Origin of the sequence: Streptomyces sp. AM 4-1-1, from assembly GCF_029167625.1 — a bacterium.
Lineage (GTDB): Bacteria > Actinomycetota > Actinomycetes > Streptomycetales > Streptomycetaceae > Streptomyces.
Window position 1 is genome coordinate 7,138,601 of record NZ_CP119145.1, and the last position, 21,249, is coordinate 7,159,849.

Genomic DNA, 21,249 nt, shown 5'->3' on the forward strand with positions numbered 1-21,249 from the left:
ACGGACAAACCGGGAGAACGAACGGTGGTCAAGGGGCGTACCGGGCACCGGTGATGGTCGGGCGTCAGACCGCGGTCAAGGGGTGACCTCGCACGGTGGCTCCGGCCCGTACGCACATCCGCGTACGGGCCGGACCTGTCACCGATCCGGCTACGTAGGGCCGGAGAACCGCGAGGACCCGATGACCGCCGCACCCGATCCACACACCCGCCCTTCCCCGGCGCACCCCGCTGCGACAGCGAGCCCCGTTCCGAGCCCTGGGGCAAGCCCCGCACCCAGCCACGCAGCCACTCGCCGCCGTCTGAGCGTTGTTGCTGATCAGACCCCTGATTCGCCTGCCCCGGCCGGTTGCAACTCCTCTTCTACAAGTACTGATGTACTGGGAGAAGCGTCCCGGCCCGGGAAGAAGGCGGTGGCGAAGGCCGGCGCGGACCTCCGCGGCGAGGTCTTGCTGACCCTCGCTCAGCTGCGCCTGGCCACACCCCGCCAGCTCAAGGCGTTGCTGCTGCCGCACCAGCAGGACACCGACCACGTACGCCGGGCGCTGCGCAACCTGCTGGAGGAGTCCCCGGCCCTGGTCGGCCGGACCAACCGCGCCCAGCAGAGCTACTGGCACTGCACCCCGGTCGGCCTCGCCGAAGCAGCGGCCTCCGGTGAACTCGCACCCACCACCGGCCGGACCACGGGCAAGCGCATCGCCGCGAGCAAGACCGGCCTCCGGGAGCACGGCCTGGCCCTGGTCGACACCGCCATCGCCTTCCACCAGGCGCAGCTTGCCGATCACGCGGACTGGCGGGTGGAAGCGCCCCACCCCACCCCGGCAGGGAATCTGCTGCCCGACGGCGTGGTGCTCCTGGCAGACGGCTCCAGCGCGTTCGTGGAGATCGACCGCACCATGTCCTACGCTCGCCTGATCGCCAAGCTGGAACGCTACGACGCCTACCGGGGCGCCCCGGTAGCCGGGCGCGGGAACGCCGCCCGCCCGCCGCGCTCGCACTGGCAGGAGAACTACGCCGGGCCGTCCCTGGACCGCCCGTTCCCGCCGGTGCTGTTCGTCTTCGCCCCGGCCCGGCGCCGCGCGGCCCCGGACACGAGAGAAGCCGCCTTCCATGAGCGGGCCGGCCGGGTGGGGAGCGTGGGCTACCGGCTCACCGTGGCGACCACGACTCTGTCCCTGCTGACGGAGCACGGCGCGGGCAGGGCGGTGTGGCGGGTCGTCGGCAACCACCGCGGCGAGGAACGCCGGACCCTGGCCGCACTGCCGAAGGCGCGATGAGTACGACAGGCCCGGCCTTCACCCCTGCCGGTCCTCCGGCCATCGGGACCGCGCTGTCAGTGGTGGCTGGAAGGCTGGTCGGATGAAGGCCGACGACGAGCAGGCGCACTCTTCTAGCTCTCGGTGGCGGGCAGACATGATCCAGAGGAGGGGGTAGGGCGTGACGACGTACAGCGCTGACTACTTGAAGCGGTTGTGGGCCGCTGTGGAGCGGTTCGAGGAGGTCTTCGGGCGTTGGATGGAGACCCAGGAGGAGTCGGACCACGTCCAAACGCGCGGGCTGTTCCCCACGGTCCGGCCCAAGGACGGGCAGGACCGGGCGGCGATACGCCGGCTCGAGCTGGACGTGGCGGAGGCTGCGGGGGCCGCTGCCCGGGCGGTCACGGTTACTGGGGCGCAGATCGCCGTGGACGGGGTCGGGGTCCTTGACCCGATCGAGAACTGGTCGTTGATGTCGGCCCCCAAGGCGCTCTTCACACCCCAGGAGGTCCGCACCACGGCGGCCAGGGTCCGGGGCCGTCTGAGCATGATGATCAGCGAGGCTGAGGCAGCGGCGGAGTCAGCGACGCCAGGATTCGCCCCTTCCGAACTCCATGAGGTCATCTGGACGGCGGCGGCCGCCCACTGGACGACCCACCAGTACCGGGTCGCGGTGCGCGAGGCGTCGGAGGCACTGACCGTGCACTGGAAGAAACGCTTGGGCCGCAACGACGTGACCGACACCTCGTTCTGGCAGCAGACCCTCTCCGCGGGCGACCCAGAACCCAGCAAGCCCAAGCTCGCCTGGCCAGGCCCGGCGGAAGATCAGACTGCCAAGAGCATGCGCGGAGGGCTGGCGCCGTTGGCTGGCGCGCTCAACAACCTCGCGACCGGACTGAACCTCACGGTCAGGAACGTCGCAACGCACACCCGCGATGAGCTCACTGAACAGGAAGGGATGGAGCGACTCGCGGCGTACAGCTACTTCGCCCGCCTGCTCGATCAGTGCGAGATCCGTCGGAGCGAGGAGGCGGGCACCTGACCCGGCCTTCGCTGGCCAGGCCCACCTCCTATGAGCCGGACGGCGCCCCCGCTCGGCTCATAGGCTCTCGGCATGACGATGACACCGGCTGAAATCGAAGCGCAGACGGACACCCTGGAGCTCCTCAACAACGAGGTGGCTTCGCGTCTGGCGCGGCAGTCGGAATCGCTGGCGAAGATCGACACCAAGGCAGTTTTCCTCATCGGTTTCGCTGCGACCGCCGCGCAGTTCCTGGCGACGCACCAGCGCCACGAGGTCCTCGCCTACTGCGCCTTCGCCGCGTACGCCATCGCCTTGGTCACGGGTGTGCTGACGTTCCGGGTGGCGGAGCACAAGGATCTGGAGCCCCACCCGATGCTGGCGGCACACGTTGGGTCCCCCAAGGGGCGGGTCCTGGCTGAGCTGGCGGCGTCCCGGGCGGTCATCTTCGAGAAGAACAAGGAACGACACGAGGAGAAGGTCCGGTACTGGGCGGTCAGCCTCTGGTCGCTTGGCGCAGGCCTTTGCCTGTCGACTGTCGCACTGCTGCTGCACACTTGAGGACCATGAGCAACGAACCGAACCAGGGGAGCGGCCAGCCCGACCCCGCGCCGGCCGCACCCGCCCCAGCTCCGGCGCCTCAGCCGGACTTCGTCGACACCTTCGCCAACCAGGCGCTGATCGGCACCGACAAGAAGAGCGACACCAACCCCACCTTCACCACGGCGGTGCGGCCGCAGGGGAACACCGAGACCCGCTGAGACTGCACCTCAAGATCGTCGGGCCCGGATCTCCACAAGGAGGCCCGGGCCCGACGCGTGACCGGCAGTTCCGGCCTGCCGCTGTCAGAGCAGGCGGGTGATGTGCCGCTCCCACCGATGCTGCCATTCGCCGTGCTCACCCTCGCCGGGGGCAGGAACTGTTTCCAGGTCCTCGGGCAGGGTGATTTCTTCCGGTGCGTACGTGCCGTTGTCGAAGTAGCAGGCCCATACTGCCTGGCGGCCGGAGTCGATGACGACGGCCGCCACGGCACCGTCGTCGGTGAGGCCGCCTTCGTCGACGGCGGTGCGCCCGGCCTCGATCGCCTTGCTGCTGCTGCGGAACACCTGGACGGCCCTGCCGTGCGGGTGGCGCTTGCCGGTCAGGAGGTAGAGCGCCCAGTGAGTGCCGACCGCCTCCGGCCACCGCTTGCGGGCGGCCTGCCGGGTGATCCCGGCCGCTTCGCCCAGTTCCGCGTAGGAAGCGGCAGCCCGGCCTGCGCGGGTCGCGGCGTCGTTGGCCAGTTCCCGCGCGGAGATACCGGCTTCCGTGGCGACCTCCAGGTAAGCGATGTGCAGCACCTTGGCGGCCGCGGATGCAGGGGCGAGCGCATTCGGGCTAGTAGGTCCCCCGTGTTCGCTGAGCCCCAGGAAGCTCACGCGCCGCCTCGTCTCGTTCCACACCAGATCGCGAACCTGCGCCCGGAAGGCGACCCGCGCCTCGAAGGGTTCGTTGTCGAGCAGCTCCCACATATCAACCATGCTGAAACTGTAGGGCACGCAAACGCTTCGTGACAACTAAAGTTTCGATCGGGCCGGGAGTGCAGTGCGCGATGAGACGTATCGAAAGTCGCACCACTGCCAAGCCTTCCCGCGGTCGTCGCCTGATCTTCACGGGCTCGCCGTCCACAGATCTGCAGCTCAGGGCTCGTCAATCGCCAGAACTTATGCACAGGGCAACGCTTTTACGGTCGGTGTCCGGTTCCGGGTGTGAGGTGCCGGGACGCAGATCGAAAGGGCACGGCCATGGCGCAGACGAAGTTCGACAAGCAGGTGGATGAGTCCGCCGATTCCCTCGCGCGCGGGATCGCCCGGGTGCTGGCCGGCCGAGACCTGGACGGGGTCCGCCGTACGGACGCGACGTTCTGGCGTGCGGGTACCCGGGTCCTGCCGAAGGTGGAGGGCAAGGTCCGCCGCCGCTCCTACAAGCCCGGGTGGCGCCGGTTGTCCTTCCGCCTCGCTCTCGGTGGCGGGGTCGCGGAGAGCGGCTACCTGACCACCCGGGACCTGGACGCCACCCGCGAGACCCTGACGGAGTTGTGGGAGAACCGGGAGGCGGCGCTCGCGACGCTGGAGCCCGGCGGGATCGCCGCCGCCTCCGTCCTCACGGTGGGCACCGCGACGTACATGGTCCTGACCCGTGAGCGCCGGGAGCTGATGCGCGAGTGGGTGGGCCCGCTGCACGACGCCCTGCATCAGCCGCTCGGGCTGGCGGAGCAGACCGACCCGCGCCGCTACCTCCACATCCCGAAGAACTTCACGGACGACGACGCGCAGATCCGTATCGATCTGCCCACCCGGCTCGGGTTCTCCCGCGACGTGGTGGCCGACCTCATCACGCAGAAACTCGCCCTCCAGGGCGTGACGTTCTCTTGGCACCCGGAGGGCCGCAAGCCGTACGTGCTGGTGAAGAAGACCCGCAAGCCCCCGCCCACGGCTCTCTTCAAGGACCCCAAGATGCGGGACCTGGTCGCCAAGGCCAAGGAGTCCGCACCGATCATCGGGTTCGGGGCCGCCGGGCGGATGATCGTCTCCGTCGACCTGGACGCCGAATCCCCGCACATCCTCGTCAACGCCAGTACGGGTGGCGGCAAGTCGGTGATCCTGCGGTGCATCGCCTGCCAGATGCTCCACCACGGCAGCCGGGTCTTCATCCTGGACACCAAGCGGATCTCCCACCTCTGGGCGCGCGGCCTGCCCGGCGTCACCTACTGCGCCGACGTCGCCGACATCCATGACCAGCTCATCGCCCTCGGCATCGAAGGGCGGCGCCGTACGCGGGTCGCCGACGAGCTCGGTATCGGCGCCGATCCGAAGGCCATCGGCCCACGGTTGTTGATCCTCCTCGAAGAGGTCAACGCGACGATGAAGCAGCTGGCCCGCTACTGGGAGAAGATCCGCGAGTCCGGCGACCCGAAGGTCTCCCCGGCCGTCGACGCGCTCAACGAGATCCTCTACATGGGCCGCCAGCTGCGCATGCACGTCCTCCTGGTCGCCCAGTCCGCCACCGCCCGCGCTCTGGGGGGTCCGGAGGTCCGCGAGCAGTTCTCCACCCGCATCCTCGCCCGCTACAGCGTGAACGCCTGGCGGATGCTCGCCCCCGAGGTCCACCCGGCGCCGAAGTCCACCAAGCACGCCGGCCGCGCCCAGGTCGTCACAGGCGGCAGCGCCACCGAGACGCAGGTGCTGTTCTTCACCGAGGCCGAAGCCCACGAGTGGGCCAGCACCGGCAAGACGACCGCGGCCGAACCGCAGCACCCGGGCCTCCCCGAACAGCCGGGCCCGCCCGTGCTCCACAAACCCGACCCACCCGCCGACTTCCCGCCCCCCCGACACCTGGAACAGCGACGCGTCCCTGCCGCCGGTCGCCCCCGCCCCGGCCCCGGCCGCCGAGCCCGTCACCGTCCCGGCGACGTCGCCGACGGATCCGGCACCTGATGACGACGACCAGGAGGTGGGACTGCGCCAGGCCGCCGAGCACCACCTGCCCGGCCTCACCCTGGCCGCCCTGCGCTTCGCCCGCGCCAACGACCCCACCTTCCCCACCCCGGCCGCCAAGCGCGGCACCGAACTCCTCTACAGCGTCCACGACCTCAAGAAGTGGGCCCGCAACCGGCCCCGCGCCCCCACCGGCACCACCGACCTCGACTGAACCCCGGAACCACGGCGGGTCAGAAATCTGACCCGCCCCTCGATCCGAACCTGTCCGCTTTCACCGACACGATCCCCCGGACCCGGAAGAACCCCCGGCTCTCCCCGGCACCACACAGAACAGGAACACCGCCCCATGAAGAAGACCGCGCTCCTCACGATGCTCAGCTTCGCCGACCCCGACCTGCGGGAGCAGATAGAGGCCATGCCCGAGGGAACCGCCCTCATCGGCATCAGCACCACCGGACAGGCCATCGCCGTCGACCTGGACGGCGAATCCCCGCACGTCCTGGTCTGCACCGCCAGCGGCGGCGGCAGCACCACCATGCTGCGCTCCCTGACCGCCCAGTTCCTCCACCAGGGCGCCCACGCCCTGGTCCTGGACACCAAGCGGATCTCCCACCTGTGGGCGAAGGCACTGCCCACGGTCACCCACCGGGGCAACATCGCCGGCATCCACGACGCCCTCCTCGGCCTCGCCACCGAGCTGGAGCGCCGCCTCGACCTCGACGGTGACCTGGACACCGTGCCCCGCCTGATCGTCGCCATCGACGAAGCGAACACCACGCTGAGCCGCCTCGCCCGCTACTGGGAGACCTTCCGGCAGAAGGACGACCCGAAGACGTCACCGGCCATCGCCGCGCTCGAGGAAGCGCTCTGGGTCGGGCGCGCGGCCCGCGTCCACGTCATCTTCGACGGACGCCCCCAGGCCACCGTCCTCAGGGGCGCGGCCCGGGAGCTGTTCGCCACGGTGATCCTGGCGCGGTTCACGGCCGACACCTGGCAGGTCCTCGCCCCGGCCGCCGGCCCCGCCCCCAAGCAGCGCCACCCCCAGCAGGGCCACCTGCACGTCATCCAGCACGGCGAGGCCGAGGAGACGCAGGCGATCCGGATGACCGACGCCGACGTCGTCACCTGGCTCACCGACCCGGACGACCCCACCGCCTGACCGAACGGCCGACACACCGCGGGCCCCGGGGGACCGCCACGGCTCCCCGGGGCCCGGTCGGGCTCGCACTGTTCAACAACCGCGGAGCTCCCCGCCGTCACGCGTTCCGCGACCGCCTGCGACACGGCCGGACCGGAGCAGGGGGAACGAACCGCCGAACCTGATGTACACCAGAACCATGGACACGACCCAGCACGTGTTCTGCGTGCGATGCGGCAGCGCAGACACCCGAGTTACCCGCCTTGACCCCACCAGCGCGGGAGGCACCTGCTCCCGCTGCGACAAGCCCTTCCACGCCACCCCGTGCCAGAACTGCGGAGGATTCCGCATCGACGGCTCCTTCGGCGTCTCCGGCACACGATTCGAGAACCTCCCCGAAACGGTGCGGTGCTGGGACTGCTCCCACCCCAACCCGCTGCGCGACCCCGGCCCGGAGGAGACGGCGGGCGCGGTGACCTGAGAGGAAGTAAGTCGGTTAGCCCGGCGTGACGATCTCGCACCTGCCCGCCGGGCCCACCGATGATGTTCCCTACGAGCCGTGGGACGGCGAGGACGAAGCCCTCGCCGCGGCCGCGGCCGCCGGCCGCCGCGCGGCGGAATGGATCCGCTCCCTGCCCCAGGCGCCGACTCCCGGCCCGGTCGGCTCCTGGCTTCTTGAGGATCTGCCCGAAGCGATCGAGGAGGCGACGGCAGCCTTGGACCCGCAGGACTGCGACCGCATGGAACCCGACGGCGTGATGGTCGACGGCGCGGGCGGCCTCGACGGGGAAACCCGCCGCAAGCTGGTATTCGTGCCGTGCGCGGTCCAGGACGCACGGTGGCTCACCCCGGACCAGCAGATTCGGCTGGTGGCGGTGGCCTCCCTGGTGTTGGGGGCGGTACGGCTGCTCGCGGAAGACCCGGGCACAGCCATCACGACGGGCGAGCTGACGCGGATGTGGGCCCTGCTGGATCACGCCATCGGATAAGCGTGGTGGCTGGCAGCGGTGCTGCGCGTCCCCAACCATGCCTGCCTCGTCCATGCCCTCTTTGGGAGGCGGAACTACGGGTTCTGCTGGGCCGTTTCGTGACGCTCTTTGCGGGATTCCGCCATGCGACGTCGCTGCGCGGGCTGGACATAGAGGAGAACCGTGGCTTCGGCGACCAGCTCTGCGATGTCGGCCAGTTCTTCGGCTGAGTAGGCGACGCCTTGGTGCACGCTGTCGTTGCCGACGACTCGTGTCTCGTCCATAGCCGTGATGATGTCACCAGGCAGGTTTTTCGCCGCGAGTTCCCGGATCTTTCCGTGCAGGGTGTTGTGGGTGGCGCCCTGGTCCTTGCACAGCTCCTCTACCGCTGACCGGTACCCGACGCCGGCGAGCCGGGCCGCACCGGCGTTCTCGGCCCGTGAGGCTTCTTCGTACGCGCTGCGGATCCGCTCCGGTACATCTGGGTGCAGCACGCGAGGAGCGGGGGAGGGCCACAGCACCAACCGTGTCAGTTCTTCGATGCGAGCTTCCCTGCCCCAGCCGGTCTGCTTGCACTCGATGACCTCCAGGATCGAGCGACCGCACAGCTGGCACACCCAGCATTCCTGCTGCGTCCATGAGGAGAGGGGGAAGACCGGCAGGGATCCTCGTTGCCGAACTCGTCAAACGCGTAATCACGGCTCTCCGGAGCGATCATGCGCCGATCAACCATGTCCATCACGGTGCCAGTGGCGCATTCCGCGTAGGGGCATACGGCTCTGCGCTGCTCAAGTGAAGTCAGTTTCTCCTGCTCAGTCATCACAGCACTGTAGTGAGCGCGCATCTTGCGCACACCGGCTTTCGATGGCAGGCAGACCGAGACCGGCCCGTCAGCTTGACGAGTCGGTGTGGTCGTGGCGGCGTAGGAGCCGTTCGAAGAAGGCGGTGAGCATCTCGGGAGCCGCTGCATCGCATAGTTCCTGGCCGCCGATGCGGTAGACCTCGTAGCCCTGGAGCGTGAGCTCGCGGTCCTCGGCCACCATCGACGCGTAGCGCCCGGGGTCAGGGAGCCAGTCGGTGTTCAGGCCGCTGCCCGGCGGCGCGGCCGGCAGGGCGGGCGTAGTGCTGGATGCCGTCGATCTCGATGACCGCGCGGGTGCGATGGTTCATCAGCAGCAAGAAATCCATGCGCTGGCGGGCAAGGCGTCTGGCCCCGCCCAGCTCGCTCATGCTGTAGGGGTCGTAGTGGAGATAGACCTGAGGGATAAGGGCGGGGAGGTCAAAGCCGAGCTTGACATAGGTGTCGAACACCAGGAGCTCAGCACCGTTGTCCCCGAGGGAGCGTCGCAGCCGGTCCCGCAGAGAGATCCGCGCCTGCGTCGGGTCGTCCGCGTGCTCAGGGTGCTGGCGAACCCACCAGGTGACCAAGTCCTGCCAGCTCAGCCCGCGGCCCTCCAGCGGCTGGTCGTACACCAGGCAGTACTGCTCGTTCTTGACGATGCGGATGGTGTTGCTGATGGAGTCCGGCAGGACGATCTGCGGCTTGGGGCCGTCGGCCGCGAAGATGAGGTTCTTCAGCTCTCCGGAGACGCCCTGCAGGCCCAGCTGAGCCAGTAACTGCTGCAGGTCGTCATCGCCGTACTCCTCGATCACGCGACGGGCTATCTCCATCAGATCCGGGGGCGACTTGTCCTCCAGCCGAGCCAGAACGTAGCCCTTCTTGCTGTTGAACGGATCCTCGTCCGCGCCCTGCGGGGCGAGCCCCAGGTACTCACCAACCGCAGCGAGTCGGTTGGCCTTGACGTAACCCCACAAGGCCTCCGCGATGGCATCCCGCAGTTTGAACACTGGCACTCCGGACGGCAAGTTCATCCCGCCATCATGCAGACCAAGCACACGCCACGGCAGCGCGTAGGTGAAAGCAACGACCGCGACGGGGCCGTCGCACACTACGATCCGAAGACGCGCTGCGGCCACCACCTTCTGCGAGCGCGGCGCATGGACTGTTCGCGTCAATGATTCCGGCTCGACTCACGGCCGATGTCTGGCGGCGCTCGGGCTTCCCGCAGCGCCCACGAACGCTGTCCCTATCCCGCGTATCTGGCGTCACGCGGCAGCCAACTCCGGCTACGGGAAGACCCGGACTGAGGGCGGACCGAAAATCCGTCCGCTTGTCGGACCTGGTTGGCACACTGGGCAGATGAACGAGGGATCACCCGCCCAGTGGCTGGCGGCGGCGCAGAAGATCGATGCCCGGATCGAGAAACTCCGACCCGAGGCCGATCGCCACGTGGTCGGGCAGCACGTGATCTCCCAAGTCCTGCTGAAGCGCTTCGCCGCTCCGTTCGGCAGCGATGGGCTCAAGCTCGTGCCCTTCAACCTTGACCACCCCGACCGTTTGCACAAGATGGCGAGTCCGCGCCAGTGCGGCAAGGTCCCGCACTTCGCACGCTTCGCCTCTGCCTCCCTGGAACAGCTATGGGGCAAGCTCGAGACACGGATACCCGACGCCGCGCGCGCGGTGGATCGAGGCGACGTCTTCCAGCATGAACAGCATGTGCAGACCCTGAAGGACCTGATCGCCCTGCACCTGGTCCGCTCGCTGAACTACCGCAAGGTCCATCAGCGCATCTTCACCAAGATCTACACCGAGCAGCGCACCGCTCTGCTTACCGACCAGTCCGACCTGCTGCGCCTCGCGGTACTGCAACGCAGCGGACTTCACCTTCCCGGACCGCAGGGCCTGGCTGCCGCGGCGGACGAGATCTTGAGCCCGCACCTGGCGAACTTTGAGAACGGTGCGGACTTCCGGGCGCGGATCGAGGACACCTTCGCCAAAGCGGAAGAGATGATCAAGCGATGCAGGGTTGGAGATTCTGGTGCCCGCCGCCGGGGAGTTCCTCCTGGGTGACACCCCGGCCCTGGCTATTCAGCAGAGTGAAACCAGAACCGCCTTCAACGTAGCGATTGGCGACTCCACCTCCATCGTGTTGCCTTTCGGTCCCAGGCATCTCTTGGTCGGACGGACCCCCGCTACGGACTGAGCATCGCCACCGAGGAGACGGTTGGCTTCCTCAACCGGCTTCAGATCGAGGCGGCGGAGCAGCGCGTCTACTTCCGGCCCCGCAGAGGCCTGGACACCATCGTCCGCAGTTACCTAAAGCAGGGCATCCGGAGTGCCAGGAGCTAAGCTTCCGAGCCGCTTCACCTTCTTCCCGTGCTTGGCCGGGAGAGGGGTAGCGCGATGGCCGGAGGAAGTCCGCCGGCTGTCACGGTTGCGGTGGCAGTGGCAGGTTCTTGGTCACCGCGGAAGTACTGAGGAGCTGAACGAGGAGCACGGCGATGTGGACGGCGGCCTGGGCGGCCTCCAGGGTGATGGGCGCGCTGGTCTGTCCTCCGGGGTGCCGGTCGCGGTGCCCTTGCCAGAGGAGTCTCGATGAGGGAGAGAACCGTTTCGACCTTGGCTGGGACCGCCTTGTTGTCAAGGATCACCATCGAGTAGGCGGCCTCGTTGTCGTCCAGTTCTCGGATGACGGTGCCGAGGGTCGGCTGGGGTTTGGTGCTGGCGTACAGGGGGATCGCGACATCTTCCACTGCCCGCACCGCATCGACGTAGGCGCCACTTGCGTCGGGGTGCAGTGCGTACGCCCTTGGCCCAGGAACTGCGTAGATACGAGCTGGCGTCGTCGCGGCCAGACGATTCGGCGTGTTGCATGGCCATGACGGCGGACTCGGCGACGGTGGCGTCGACAACCCGCTCCAGACCGGCGTGCGAGACGTCATCGGCCTCGCGCACTTGGTAGGCGGAGGCGGCATCGCCGAGCAGTGCGTCCAGTGTGTTGACCGGATCCACGAACTTCGCGTGCTTGGAGAATATTGCCGCCAAGGGCGAGGCTGCGTTCGGGTGCTTGACGAGGTACTCGTGGTGGGCGACCTCGCCGATATCGAGGTAGAGCAGACAGTCGACGACATCGAGAAGCAGGCCAGCCGACACCCTGGACAGATCACGTGCGCTCGACGGGAGGCGGCTGTTGTCGAAGACATGAGCATCGGCGGTCAACTTCAGCCTGGCTATGACGCGGTGGACAAGCGATTCCGTCACCACCGAATCCCGGATCCACGACCGCAGTCCCGGTTCCAGGTGCTCGGGAACTCCTTCATGGACTGTCCGGTCGACGGGTAGGCCGGCCTCGCGGGCGGAGAGCGGCTGCCACGGTGATGTCGTCATCCCTAGACCGTAGCGCCAGCTACCGACACCGAGCGGCTCGATCCTGCCCACGAGCAACGGCTTCGACGAGGAGACCCGCAGCACGCCGGCGGCCGTGCCGTGTGCGGTCCAGGGCGCGCTGTGGCTCATCCCGGACCAGCAGATCCGGCTCGTGGCGGTCGCCTCCCTGGTCACCGGGGCGGCACGGCTCCTCGCGGAAGACCCGGGCACGGCCATCACGACCGGTGAACTGTCTCGGATGTGGGCCCTGGTGGACCACGCCATCGCCTGAGCCGACGACCGCCGAGCCGTGCTGTTCACCAACAGCGCGGCTCCGACATCACGACGTCGTCGCCAGCTCCGGTACTTCGAGCACCTCGGCCACCTTGCGGGCCATCGCGGCCACCTGCGGCGGCAGGTAGCTGTCCAGCGAATCGACTTCGTCGCACAGCTTCGCCCGCAGCCCGTGCAGGCACGCCTCGGTGAACAGCTTCTGCGGTTCCTCCTCGGGACGCTGCGCCTGCTCGGCCTGCCGCACGGTCGTACCGCATCCGGTTCGTCGGCGCACGCATCGCCTCGTACGCGAGCGGCTCGCCCGTCAGGCCCGCCACGTGCCGCGTTCGCGAGAAGCTGCGCGTTGCCCTCAACCACCATGCGTGGGTGGACGTCCGTAGAGGCGAACGCGTGCTGGCTGCGTACGCTGCGAGCATGAGGGCGTTCTGGGGGAGTAGCTGCTGATGCTGAGAATCCCGTCTGTGCCCACCGCTCATCGGGATACGGCGACACACGACGAACGGTTGATCTGGGGCTGGGATCCTCCGTGACTGAGGCCGCGCATAACACCGTGGGCACCAAGGAACACGCGTCTGATCGTGGTCCGTGGGAACAGCGCCTCGGGCAAGTCGTCCGTCGCGGCCAGCCTGCGTGAGAGTTTCGGCCGCAACCTCGCCATCGTGGGCCAGGACAACCTTCGCCGGATGGTGCTCCGTGAACGCGACCGGCCCGGCGGCGCCAACATCGGGCTGATCGACCTGACCGCCCGCTACGCCCTGGACAACGGCTTCCACGTAGTCGTCGAAGGCATCCTGTACGCCGACCGCTACGGCCCCATGCTGCAGGACCTGGTGCGCGCCCACCGCGGTGTCTCACGCTGCTACTACCTCGATGTGCCGTACGCGGAGACGGTGCTACGGCACGCGACGAAGCTGGACGCCGCGTACCTCCAGCAGGTCACCCCCGATCACCTCAGCGACTGGTACCGGGCCAAAGACCTGCTGCCCGGCGCCCTGGAGACCGTCATCGGGGCGGACAGCTCCCTGGAGGACACCGTCGCGCAGATCCTGTACGAGAGCGGGCTGGACGAGATCGCCCCGATTGACCGCTGAGCCCGCAACCCGCTGCTCGCCACCCGAACCGGTGACGGGGCTGGCCCGACCCAGTCTGTGCCGCGCGGCCGTGCACGACGGGTGTCGACCAGGAGCCCAGCGCGTCCGCCGGCTCTTGGCACTGTCACCCGTTGCTGTGGTTTCCCAGCGCGTGGCGTGCTGCGGAAAGGAACGTCCTACGGGTCTCGGTCAGGCGAGTGGACTGGCCCGTCATGTAGTCGAGGACGGTGACCCGGCCCTCGTGGACGGCATCGCGCAACAAGACAGCAGCCTCTTCGCGTGGCAGGTCGGTCCTCTCCAGGAACTGAACCGCGGTCTCGTACACATGCCGCACGGCGGCGTAGGCCTCACCGATGGATTCGAACGGGTGGCCACCTCGGGGTACGTAGTGGCCGAGCGCGCTGATCGTTCCCGGACGGACACCGGGCGGCGCTTCCACAGCCGTATAGGCGTCACGCATGCCGGCGAGACGGACCTGGAGGTCGAGCAGCGCGTTGACCGCATCGGTGACCGGTGTGCTCGACTGCTCCCGCCGCGTGACAGCGTTCCTCTCCTCCACCTGCCTGGCATAGAGGGCACGCCAGGTGCGGGCAGCGAAGCTGCTGCTCAGCGCCGCTTCGGCGATCTCATCGCAACAGGCCACCAGTTCCTGGGCGGCCCCCACCAGTTCCGCGTCGCCCTCCAGCTCCAGGACAGCCAGCGCCCGCTGGAGATCACGGTTGGCCGGTCGCAGACTGTCCGGCTACGCCCGTGCTGTCCAGGACCTGGTCCAGGATCCCGACCAGTTCCCCGATGGCGAGGAGGAAGACCGAGCATGCTTCCCGGCGTACGCCGCGCAGCCACTGGTCGTGAGCCGAGTCCGACTGTGCTCGGACCGTGTCCAGCGCGGCTTGGTAGGCCGTTTCCGCCTGGCGGAGACCCGCCTGGTGCGTGGCACCGGCAGTCTGGAGGGCAGCACGGAGCTGCCAGCGCCCGATCAGTAGCGTGCACGGCACCCCCACGACAGCTACCGAGGTGGTGACGACCAGCGCGATCCCTTGTAAGTCCATCGCAGCTCATCGTGCCAATCCGCAGCAAGCAGGTCAGGGAAATCAGCACACAGGCCGGACCAGTTTCCTGTCGAAGGAGGCCAGCGGCAAGGGTACGGAGGTCTGCGGTACTCCATAACCATGAAGACACAGGAACTGTTCTGCATGCGACACCGCAGCAGGCCCGTTACCCGCGACCACCAGGCCGGTAGGGAAAGAGCCTGCCCTCGCTACGGTTAAAGGCTGTCCCGTAACTGCTGGCTCCGTTCAACGGTGTCCCGGTATGCGCCGATTGCTTGAGGTTTCGCTGAAGGCGGCAAGTCGGTCCGGAACCGGACAACCTGACACCTCAGTGGAGCTCCAACCAGGCCTGCGTTGAGTTACGGGACAGCCTTTAGAGTCGATAGCGACCTATTTTTGTTCTGCGGTAAATCAGGCGCCCGTCTTTCGGGGTCGTGGATACCGCTGAATAGCATCTGTGTCAAATTCTTCTAGGCCGATTACGCTGTTCGCGTACTGCAGGGATATGCTCAAATCCTCGATCTGCTTAAGTGGAGTGATGTCAATATTCTTAGATAAGAAATTGTAGCAATTGATGAGTACGCTTCTTAGGTTAGGAAAAATATACGGGATTAGGTGTATCTGTGTATCTGTATCGGTGACTGACAACTGAAGGCGTGTCACGTTGAGCATCGGGGTGGCCTGTGCCAGATCAAACTCGGAGATAAAAAGGTCGGTCAGTTTTGGCAGCGAGGAGATTTCTCGCCACTCCGCTGGGGTCGGTCCCGAGTTGATGACCAATTTTTCCAAAAGTTGCCACTTTGAGATGCCTTCTAGTGAGGCGTCGATCGTGCGGACTAGGCGTAGTTCGGTTAAGCCCGGTGGTGCGGGCATCTCCTCAAGCCTGTTCCAAGGCAATCGAGTGTAGAGAGACAGCTCGGAGAGTTCTGGAAGGAGAGCCAAAGCATCGAAAGAGACTGCATCCGGAAAGCGGAGGAGGCTCAAAGATGTCAGTGGTAGTCCTGCGAGGTCTTCAATGTGTGTGAGTTGGCTGCACTCGGACAGGGTGAGTTCTCTCAAGGCGGGTAGACGGTGCACAAATTGCAAATCAGCTAGCAAGCTGCCTGCGTCGATTCGGAGTCTCTGGGTGTGTTCGGGAGAGAGGTGTTCGATTATTTCTTCGTCGGCGAAAGCTTCTCCGAAGTTGACGTCGAGGATGGGTTTTAGCGCCTGCAAGGCGTTGCGCTGGTCATTGGTATTTACGACAAGGGTTAGGCGGTCCTTGACGGGGAGTAGGATCTCCCGCGCATAGGGAAGCGATTCGAAGTTGCCCCAGCCATTGACGAGTTCGTAGGGTACTGGTCCGGAACTCAGTGACTGGGTGAAGTTGCTGAGGAAGGCGTAGGCGTGATCGCCTCCGATGGTGGCGGCAGTCTGGATGACAGCGCCTACTTCGTCATACTCCAGGTCTTCAGGCCCCGGTAGCAGGTCCAGAATGCCCGGTCCGAGCGCCGCAAGACCTGTCGCTTCTTCCGGTGAGCGGGGCGGCATCAGAACACGCGCATGGTGTTCGACCAGTTTGCGGACGGCGGGTTCGATTTCTGTGGCGTACTGCAGGCTGGCAGCCGCCAGGAGGTGAAGTCTGCTCCTGTGCTCAGTCTCGGCGTCACCGCGTTCGATGAGTCGGCGGAGCAGATCAGCGCTTTCGGTGGGGCGGGCGTGGGCGACGGCCATGCGTACGACGTCTTCCCATTGGTCGTCATGGGCATTGTTGACGACTAGTGTCCTGAGTCGTTAATTCGTGTGCAGTATGCGGCGAGTGTGTCGAGGATGTCGTCGGCGGTCTTCGTCCAGACGAACGGCTTGGGGTTCTTGTTCCACTCGTTGATCCAGCGGCGGATGTCGCGTTCGAGTTCGATGACGCTGCGGTGGGCCGAGCGGCGGAGTTTGCGGGAGGTCAGCTCGGCGAACCAGCGTTCGACGAGGTTGAGCCAGGACGCCGAGGTGGGGGTGAAGTGCAGGTGGAAGCGGGGATGCCGCAGCAGCCACTTCTTGACCGGTTCGGTCTTGTGGGTGGCGTAGTTGTCCAGGACCAGGTGAAGTTCGAGGTCCTTGGGGACGGCGGCGTCGATGACCTTCAGGAAGCGGAGGAACTCCTGGTGGCGGTGGCGGCGGTAGTGCTGGGCGATGACTGATCCGGAGGCGATGTCGAGGGCGGCGAACAGGCTGGTCGTGCCGTGCCGGACGTAGTCGTGGGTCATCTTCGCCGGCGTGGCCGGTGCCATCGGCAGGACGGGCTGGGTTCGGTCCAGGGCCTGGATCTGCGACTTCTCGTCCACCGCCAGGACCAGCGCGTTCTCCGGCGGCGACAGGTAAATGCCCACCACGTCACGGACCTTGGTCACGAACTGCGGATCGGTCGACAGCTTCCACGTCTCCACGATGTGGGGCTTGAGGCCGAAGGCCCGCCAGATCCGCGAGACGGCCGACTGCGACATGCCCTGCGCCTGGGCCATCGAACGTGTCGACCAGTGCGAATCGCCTGTTGGTGGGCTCTGGCCGAGCGTCCTGGCGACCATGGCTTCGACCTGCTCGTCCGTGATCTTCCGCGGTGCACCCGAACGCGGCCGGTCCACCAGGCCCTCCAGCCGGTCCGCGACGAACCGGGACCGCCACTTACGCACCGTCTCCCGCGAGACACCCAGGTCGTCCGCGACCTGGGCGTTCGACCGGTCCTCCGCGCACGCCAGCACGATCCTCGACCGCAGAACCAGTGCCTGCGACGCAGTCTGCTTGCGCAACCAGCCCCGCAGGACCCTGCGTTCGTGATCGGACAGCTCCAGCGGCAACGGCTTCGGACCAGGCATCGCCACACTCTACAACCGCACGCGAACTAACGACTCAGGACACTAGAGGGAAATCGTGGGCTTCGATGGCGGCTTTGGCCCCGAGGTAGTCCTGGAAGGTGCGGTGGACGAAGTCGATGGTGTCCGCCGTGGGCTGGCGCAGGAGCCCGCTGCGGCCGACCAGGTGTGTTAGAACCTGGTCGCGGGTGCCCTGTTCGGCCACGGCCTGCATGGCTGGCAGCGCGTCGCCGATCAGGGCCAGCGCAGTGGCTCGTTCCATCTCGGTCTGGCGGTTGCGGATGAGCCAGTAAGCCAGACGCTGCAGTAGCTGGACGCTCTGGTGTTCGGTGAGCTGGATGCCTTCCGGGTCATCGATGCTGCGCTCGAGGTCGCGGCGCACGAGCAGCATAGACAGCGCTGCCTCGTACAACTCCATGCGGCTGTGAGGCAGATGACCGCGGCGGTCCCTGTGCAGCGCGCAAATCAAGGCACACATCAAGGGTGTGCTGGACAGCTGCGCCAGATCGCGCTGCGCACGCACGGTGACCTGGAGCGCTGTCTCGAGATCATGTAGCTGTGCCCGCTCGGTCTCGGTCGTAGAACTGTGCTGGGCTGCGGTATGCCACCGGTGAACGAAGACTCCGGTGTCGGCCGCACTCATGGGCCGCACTGACAGTTCGGTGAAGTGCGACGAGGCCAGCCAGCCTTCCGGGACAGCGGACGGACGTGTGGTGACCACGACGCGTGCGTCCTTGTAGGCCGCAAGAAGCTGCTCGAGCCAGTCCCGCGTGGCGCCGCGGTGCTCTTGAGGAACCTCGTCGATGCCATCGACCAGGACGAGTGCCTCCCCCCTGTCGAGCACAGCATCGGCCCAGCCCTCAGGCTGTGATGCGGCCAAGGGGGTGCCGACCGCAGACAGGAAATCGTGCGGCTCAGGAAGCGGGCCACGCCTCACCAGCGTCCGCAGTGGCAGGACGAAAGGTACGCGCCCCCGCCAGTCCGCCAGTTCCTCCGGCAGCTCATTGCGTGCCGTCGCGACAGCCAGCCACTGCAGCAGTGTTGTCTTTCCGCTGCCCGCGAGTCCTCGCAGAAGAACTCGGCGGCAGTTGGCCAACGCGTGCTCCGCACGCTTCACGACGACGGACGGCCGGTTGGCTTCCTCATTGCCCGCAAGCCAGTCTTCCGGCCGCTCCGCCAGTTCCAAGCTCAAGTAAGCCGCGTCCAGTGGCCAACGCGCACGTTCCGGCCGACTCAGATCCAGCCCCACGACCGTCAGCTGGGAATGCCGCTCCGCCACGTAACGGAGGTACCGCTCCTCGAACGAAGGCTGTGCCTTCAGCCGCGTTGCCCTAACCAGCTGCGGATAGTTCCTGCGTGCCTGCGGCACGGGGGAGGCGGCGTTACGTAAGGCCAGCAGAGGCTCCACATCTGCACCCAACGCCTTGGCCAGGGCCACCAGCGTGGCCTCGGAAGGCAACGCCTGACCATTCAGTGCCTGGCTGACCGTTGTCCGCCCCAGCCCGGTCCTCTGCTGCAACCCACCCATCTGCAAACCACGCTGCACCCTGAGGGTACGCAGCCGAGACGCGAGCTCCGCCAACGGATCCTCGTCCACGTCCCCCATGTCCCGCTTCTCCGTCCTGCAGGGCGACCGCCTTCGTTCATCTTTGTTCACCCCGAACCCCGGCGAACACCGAAACCGAGAAATTCCTCGGTGTCACCTCGTCAAGCGTCCCGGGAAGAAGCCATGAACACCTCATCCAGCCACCTGATGCTCCTGGTCCTGTTGCTCGCAGTCGTTGCGATCTTCTGCACCCTTGTAGGAGCAGCGGCCGGCAAGCTTGCCCGCATCGAGGGAGCCACCTACGCCGGCGCCCTGCTACGGGGTGCCCTGGCTTTCGCAGGCAGCGCCACCCTCTCCCTGGCACTGCTGACCTTCCTCCTCGCAGCACTATGAAGACGGATGCAGTGCTGCACTGCGACAGATGCACACACACGGCGCCGGGCACGACGGCGGACTCGGTCGCGAGGGACGGGGAGGCCTTAGCCAGTTTCCCCGGCGTTACCTGTTGCGGGTGCTGTTCCTGAGGTTGGCGAAAGGCAGTGCACCGTGGTAGATGATCTTGAACTCGTCGAGAAGGGCCTGCTCCGCCTTACTCGCGTGCGGCGTCGGCCGCCAAGCCACGACCAGCGTGTCCGAATCGGCCAGTTGCCAGATGTAGCGGCCGCCCCAGTGCCCGGCTCGCTGACCGGTTCCGTGCCGGCGATACGCGGTCAGCCGCTGGCGCAACCCGTTGCGGCCTCCAGCCTTGCCCACATAGACGACCGTCGCCCCGTCCACCCAGGCATCGGCGAGCTTGCAGGGGGCCACGGACGGGTTGCGACCCTTCAGATGTCCGGCCGAGCTGGAGGAGAGGAACGCCGGGGGAGCGACGGCCATGCGGATCACTACATAGACCCCGTGCCCGGCGGGCACATCGCTGACGGGCAGGTCACGGAAAGGCACGAAGCCACGAAAGCCGCGGGCGGCCAAAGCCTGACGGCTCAGCTCCGGCATGAGGTTCATGCTGCGCATCGTGCCAGGCGGACGGGCGGCGCTCCTGGAACGGCTGCAGACAGGCGCACAGCACGATGCCTGGCTCCGTCTCCGCCGCTTTCACCCGGTCCTGCGCCAGGGCCGCGATGCTCCGCTCCAAGGTCCCTCTAGGCTGGCGCAGTGAGTGACAAGGACACGTACACCAGCTACGTACGGCTCCCAGGATGCACCTGCGGATGCCATGAGGTGCCGGACGATCCCAACGAATACTACGCCGATCCGCGTGCATATGACGACCCGTCCTTCGTCCCGGCGTTCATCTGCGGCTGCTGCGCTCATGAGGTCCTTCCGCGACGACCCCGTCAGACAACGCGAATAGCTGTGCTCAGGCGCGACGGCTTCCGGTGTCTTGCCTGCGGTTCCGAGGACGATCTCAGCATCGATCACATACAGCACCAGTCGGCAGGCGGCCGACACGGTATGGAGAACCTGCGCACGCTCTGCCGCTCGTGCAACAGCCGCCGCGGGACTGGCCACCTCCCAGGAATCGACGGAGAGACGGGGCATGAGCCGGGAAATTCCGCTTCCAAGGTCAGTGGTCCGCCATATCGTCTGAACATGTCGTCGTACCGCAGAGACCTGGTCAGCCGCGCTACCCGAAACGAGTTCCGGTCGCTGGCGACCGACATGACGGTGCGCCTCGTGGCCGAGGCTTGGCAGAACCACAATTTCGCCCCCGTTCCCGAGGACGAACTGAACTACGACGACACCAGCGTGCGCCGCATCACCTTCGAGACGTACGCCGCTGCAGTCGACTGGACGGACTACGCCCAGGTCTCCCGTGCTCTTCTCGTCTTCGAGGACTTCATCCGCTACTACCGACAGAGCGGCTGGGAGAGCAACTGGCTAGAGGAAGTCACCGTCAAACTGGAACGCGACAGCCTGAGCGTCGACGAACGTGGACGGATCTCATGGCTACGCCGACCAGTCTCCACGGGGCACCTGGAGAAGCTGACCGACCCGTCGGGCATCCTCGCGGAGCTTGAACGGGTCAGCCGCACCATCGCAGACGATCCAGCCGCCGCGATCGGAAGCGCCAAGCAGCTGATCGAGGCAACCGCGAAGACCGTACTCCGAGAACGGGGAATTGCCTTCGATGAGTACACGAAGGTGCCTGCCCTCGTCAAGCAGGCCCAGAAGGCCCTCCATCTTGACGCCTCGTCCGTGACTCCCGGCCCAGATGGCACCGACGCGGTCAAGAAGATCCTCGGTGGCGTGGCCTCGATTGCCGTCGGTGTAGCGGAACTCCGTAACCGCGGATACGGCACTGGGCACGGCCAGGCCAGTGCACCCCCCCAACCTTGGAATCCGTCACGCCCAACTGGC

General features: G+C 66.8%; 25 protein-coding genes and 1 pseudogene. 14 read left to right on the forward strand and 12 right to left on the reverse strand.

Features of this window, described 5'->3' with window-relative positions; genetic code table 11:
* Positions 1-412 precede the first annotated feature (412 nt).
* From PZB75_RS30460 to PZB75_RS30475, 4 genes are all read left to right on the forward strand, one after another.
* Positions 413-1,276, forward strand: coding sequence for a replication-relaxation family protein (locus tag PZB75_RS30460; RefSeq protein ID WP_275533209.1), 864 nt, complete (start codon positions 413-415; stop codon positions 1,274-1,276).
* A gap of 160 nt (positions 1,277-1,436) precedes the next feature.
* The gene (locus PZB75_RS30465) at positions 1,437-2,297 is read left to right on the forward strand and encodes a TIGR02391 family protein (protein ID WP_275533208.1); all 861 of its coding nucleotides are present in this window, start codon (positions 1,437-1,439) and stop codon (positions 2,295-2,297) included.
* Between the two features lie 72 nt (positions 2,298-2,369).
* The gene (locus tag PZB75_RS30470) at positions 2,370-2,837 is read left to right on the forward strand and encodes a hypothetical protein (protein WP_275533207.1); all 468 of its coding nucleotides are present in this window, start codon (positions 2,370-2,372) and stop codon (positions 2,835-2,837) included.
* A gap of 5 nt (positions 2,838-2,842) precedes the next feature.
* Positions 2,843-3,037 (forward strand): hypothetical protein, encoded by a 195-nt coding sequence (locus tag PZB75_RS30475; RefSeq protein WP_275533206.1) that lies wholly within the window; start codon positions 2,843-2,845, stop codon positions 3,035-3,037.
* 84 nt (positions 3,038-3,121) lie between these two features.
* Here PZB75_RS30475 and PZB75_RS30480 read toward each other — a convergent pair whose 3' ends face one another.
* A complete protein-coding gene (locus PZB75_RS30480) occupies positions 3,122-3,796 on the reverse strand; it encodes a hypothetical protein (RefSeq protein WP_275533205.1) in 675 nt (224 codons plus the stop codon).
* 264 nt (positions 3,797-4,060) lie between these two features.
* Between PZB75_RS30480 and PZB75_RS30485 the strand changes: the two genes are divergently transcribed.
* From PZB75_RS30485 to PZB75_RS30505, 5 genes are all read left to right on the forward strand, one after another.
* On the forward strand, positions 4,061-5,752 hold the full coding sequence (locus PZB75_RS30485) for a pRL2-11 (protein ID WP_275533204.1): 1,692 nt from the start codon (positions 4,061-4,063) through the stop codon (positions 5,750-5,752).
* Between the two features lie 16 nt (positions 5,753-5,768).
* Positions 5,769-5,966: a hypothetical protein gene (locus tag PZB75_RS30490; protein WP_275538506.1), complete on the forward strand. Its 198-nt coding sequence runs from the start codon at positions 5,769-5,771 to the stop codon at positions 5,964-5,966.
* A 135-nt stretch (positions 5,967-6,101) separates the two neighbouring features.
* A complete protein-coding gene (locus PZB75_RS30495; RefSeq protein WP_275538507.1) occupies positions 6,102-6,914 on the forward strand; it encodes a hypothetical protein in 813 nt (270 codons plus the stop codon).
* Between the two features lie 178 nt (positions 6,915-7,092).
* A complete protein-coding gene (locus PZB75_RS30500) occupies positions 7,093-7,374 on the forward strand; it encodes a hypothetical protein (protein ID WP_275533201.1) in 282 nt (93 codons plus the stop codon).
* A 25-nt stretch (positions 7,375-7,399) separates the two neighbouring features.
* A complete protein-coding gene (locus PZB75_RS30505) occupies positions 7,400-7,882 on the forward strand; it encodes a hypothetical protein (protein WP_275533200.1) in 483 nt (160 codons plus the stop codon).
* 74 nt (positions 7,883-7,956) lie between these two features.
* Here the strand turns inward: PZB75_RS30505 and PZB75_RS30510 are convergent, their stop codons facing one another.
* The 3 genes from PZB75_RS30510 to PZB75_RS30520 all read right to left on the reverse strand — a co-directional run bounded on the left by PZB75_RS30510 (position 7,957) and on the right by PZB75_RS30520 (position 9,838).
* Complete coding sequence (locus PZB75_RS30510) at positions 7,957-8,478, reverse strand: DUF4145 domain-containing protein (protein ID WP_275538508.1); 522 nt, start codon at positions 8,476-8,478, stop codon at positions 7,957-7,959.
* 273 nt (positions 8,479-8,751) lie between these two features.
* The gene (locus PZB75_RS30515) at positions 8,752-8,904 is read right to left on the reverse strand and encodes a hypothetical protein (protein ID WP_275538509.1); all 153 of its coding nucleotides are present in this window, start codon (positions 8,902-8,904) and stop codon (positions 8,752-8,754) included.
* A gap of 19 nt (positions 8,905-8,923) precedes the next feature.
* Complete coding sequence (locus tag PZB75_RS30520; protein ID WP_275538510.1) at positions 8,924-9,838, reverse strand: hypothetical protein; 915 nt, start codon at positions 9,836-9,838, stop codon at positions 8,924-8,926.
* Between the two features lie 223 nt (positions 9,839-10,061).
* Between PZB75_RS30520 and PZB75_RS30525 the strand changes: the two genes are divergently transcribed.
* Entirely contained in the window at positions 10,062-10,772 is a 711-nt protein-coding gene (locus tag PZB75_RS30525; RefSeq protein WP_275538511.1) for a DUF4238 domain-containing protein, read from the forward strand.
* Positions 10,773-11,342: 570 nt separating this feature from the next.
* Here the strand turns inward: PZB75_RS30525 and PZB75_RS30530 are convergent.
* Positions 11,343-12,089: a hypothetical protein gene (locus tag PZB75_RS30530; RefSeq protein ID WP_275538512.1), complete on the reverse strand. Its 747-nt coding sequence runs from the start codon at positions 12,087-12,089 to the stop codon at positions 11,343-11,345.
* 94 nt (positions 12,090-12,183) lie between these two features.
* Here PZB75_RS30530 and PZB75_RS30535 point away from each other — a divergent pair, with 94 nt between their 5' ends.
* Positions 12,184-12,360 (forward strand): hypothetical protein, encoded by a 177-nt coding sequence (locus PZB75_RS30535; protein ID WP_275533195.1) that lies wholly within the window; start codon positions 12,184-12,186, stop codon positions 12,358-12,360.
* A 48-nt stretch (positions 12,361-12,408) separates the two neighbouring features.
* Here the strand turns inward: PZB75_RS30535 and PZB75_RS30540 are convergent, their stop codons facing one another.
* Positions 12,409-12,636 carry a hypothetical protein gene (locus tag PZB75_RS30540; protein ID WP_275533194.1) on the reverse strand — a complete coding sequence of 76 codons (228 nt, stop codon included), beginning with the start codon at positions 12,634-12,636 and terminating at the stop codon, positions 12,409-12,411.
* Positions 12,637-12,904: 268 nt separating this feature from the next.
* Here PZB75_RS30540 and PZB75_RS30545 point away from each other — a divergent pair, with 268 nt between their 5' ends.
* A complete protein-coding gene (locus PZB75_RS30545) occupies positions 12,905-13,453 on the forward strand; it encodes an AAA family ATPase (RefSeq protein ID WP_343286288.1) in 549 nt (182 codons plus the stop codon).
* A gap of 124 nt (positions 13,454-13,577) precedes the next feature.
* On the opposite strand, the gene PZB75_RS30550 is transcribed toward PZB75_RS30545, so the two are convergent.
* The 5 genes from PZB75_RS30550 to PZB75_RS30570 form a co-directional block, all read right to left on the reverse strand.
* The gene (locus PZB75_RS30550; protein WP_275538514.1) at positions 13,578-14,117 is read right to left on the reverse strand and encodes a hypothetical protein; all 540 of its coding nucleotides are present in this window, start codon (positions 14,115-14,117) and stop codon (positions 13,578-13,580) included.
* A gap of 49 nt (positions 14,118-14,166) precedes the next feature.
* Entirely contained in the window at positions 14,167-14,502 is a 336-nt protein-coding gene (locus PZB75_RS30555) for a hypothetical protein (RefSeq protein ID WP_275538515.1), read from the reverse strand.
* A gap of 411 nt (positions 14,503-14,913) precedes the next feature.
* A complete protein-coding gene (locus PZB75_RS30560; protein WP_275533191.1) occupies positions 14,914-16,215 on the reverse strand; it encodes a hypothetical protein in 1,302 nt (433 codons plus the stop codon).
* A gap of 44 nt (positions 16,216-16,259) precedes the next feature.
* A complete protein-coding gene (locus PZB75_RS30565) occupies positions 16,260-17,348 on the reverse strand; it encodes an IS630 family transposase (protein ID WP_275533190.1) in 1,089 nt (362 codons plus the stop codon).
* A gap of 34 nt (positions 17,349-17,382) precedes the next feature.
* Positions 17,383-18,951, reverse strand: a complete 1,569-nt coding sequence (locus PZB75_RS30570) for an NACHT domain-containing protein (RefSeq protein ID WP_275538516.1) — start codon at positions 18,949-18,951, stop codon at positions 17,383-17,385.
* Positions 18,952-19,041: 90 nt separating this feature from the next.
* Between PZB75_RS30570 and PZB75_RS30575 the strand changes: the two genes are divergently transcribed.
* Positions 19,042-19,284 (forward strand): hypothetical protein, encoded by a 243-nt coding sequence (locus PZB75_RS30575; protein WP_275538517.1) that lies wholly within the window; start codon positions 19,042-19,044, stop codon positions 19,282-19,284.
* A 105-nt stretch (positions 19,285-19,389) separates the two neighbouring features.
* On the opposite strand, the gene PZB75_RS30580 is transcribed toward PZB75_RS30575, so the two are convergent.
* A complete protein-coding gene (locus tag PZB75_RS30580; protein WP_275538518.1) occupies positions 19,390-19,893 on the reverse strand; it encodes a hypothetical protein in 504 nt (167 codons plus the stop codon).
* A 657-nt stretch (positions 19,894-20,550) separates the two neighbouring features.
* Between PZB75_RS30580 and PZB75_RS30585 the strand changes: the two are divergent.
* Positions 20,551-21,153: pseudogene (locus tag PZB75_RS30585) on the forward strand (hypothetical protein); the annotation flags it as partial.
* Between the last annotated feature and the right edge of the window lie 96 nt (positions 21,154-21,249).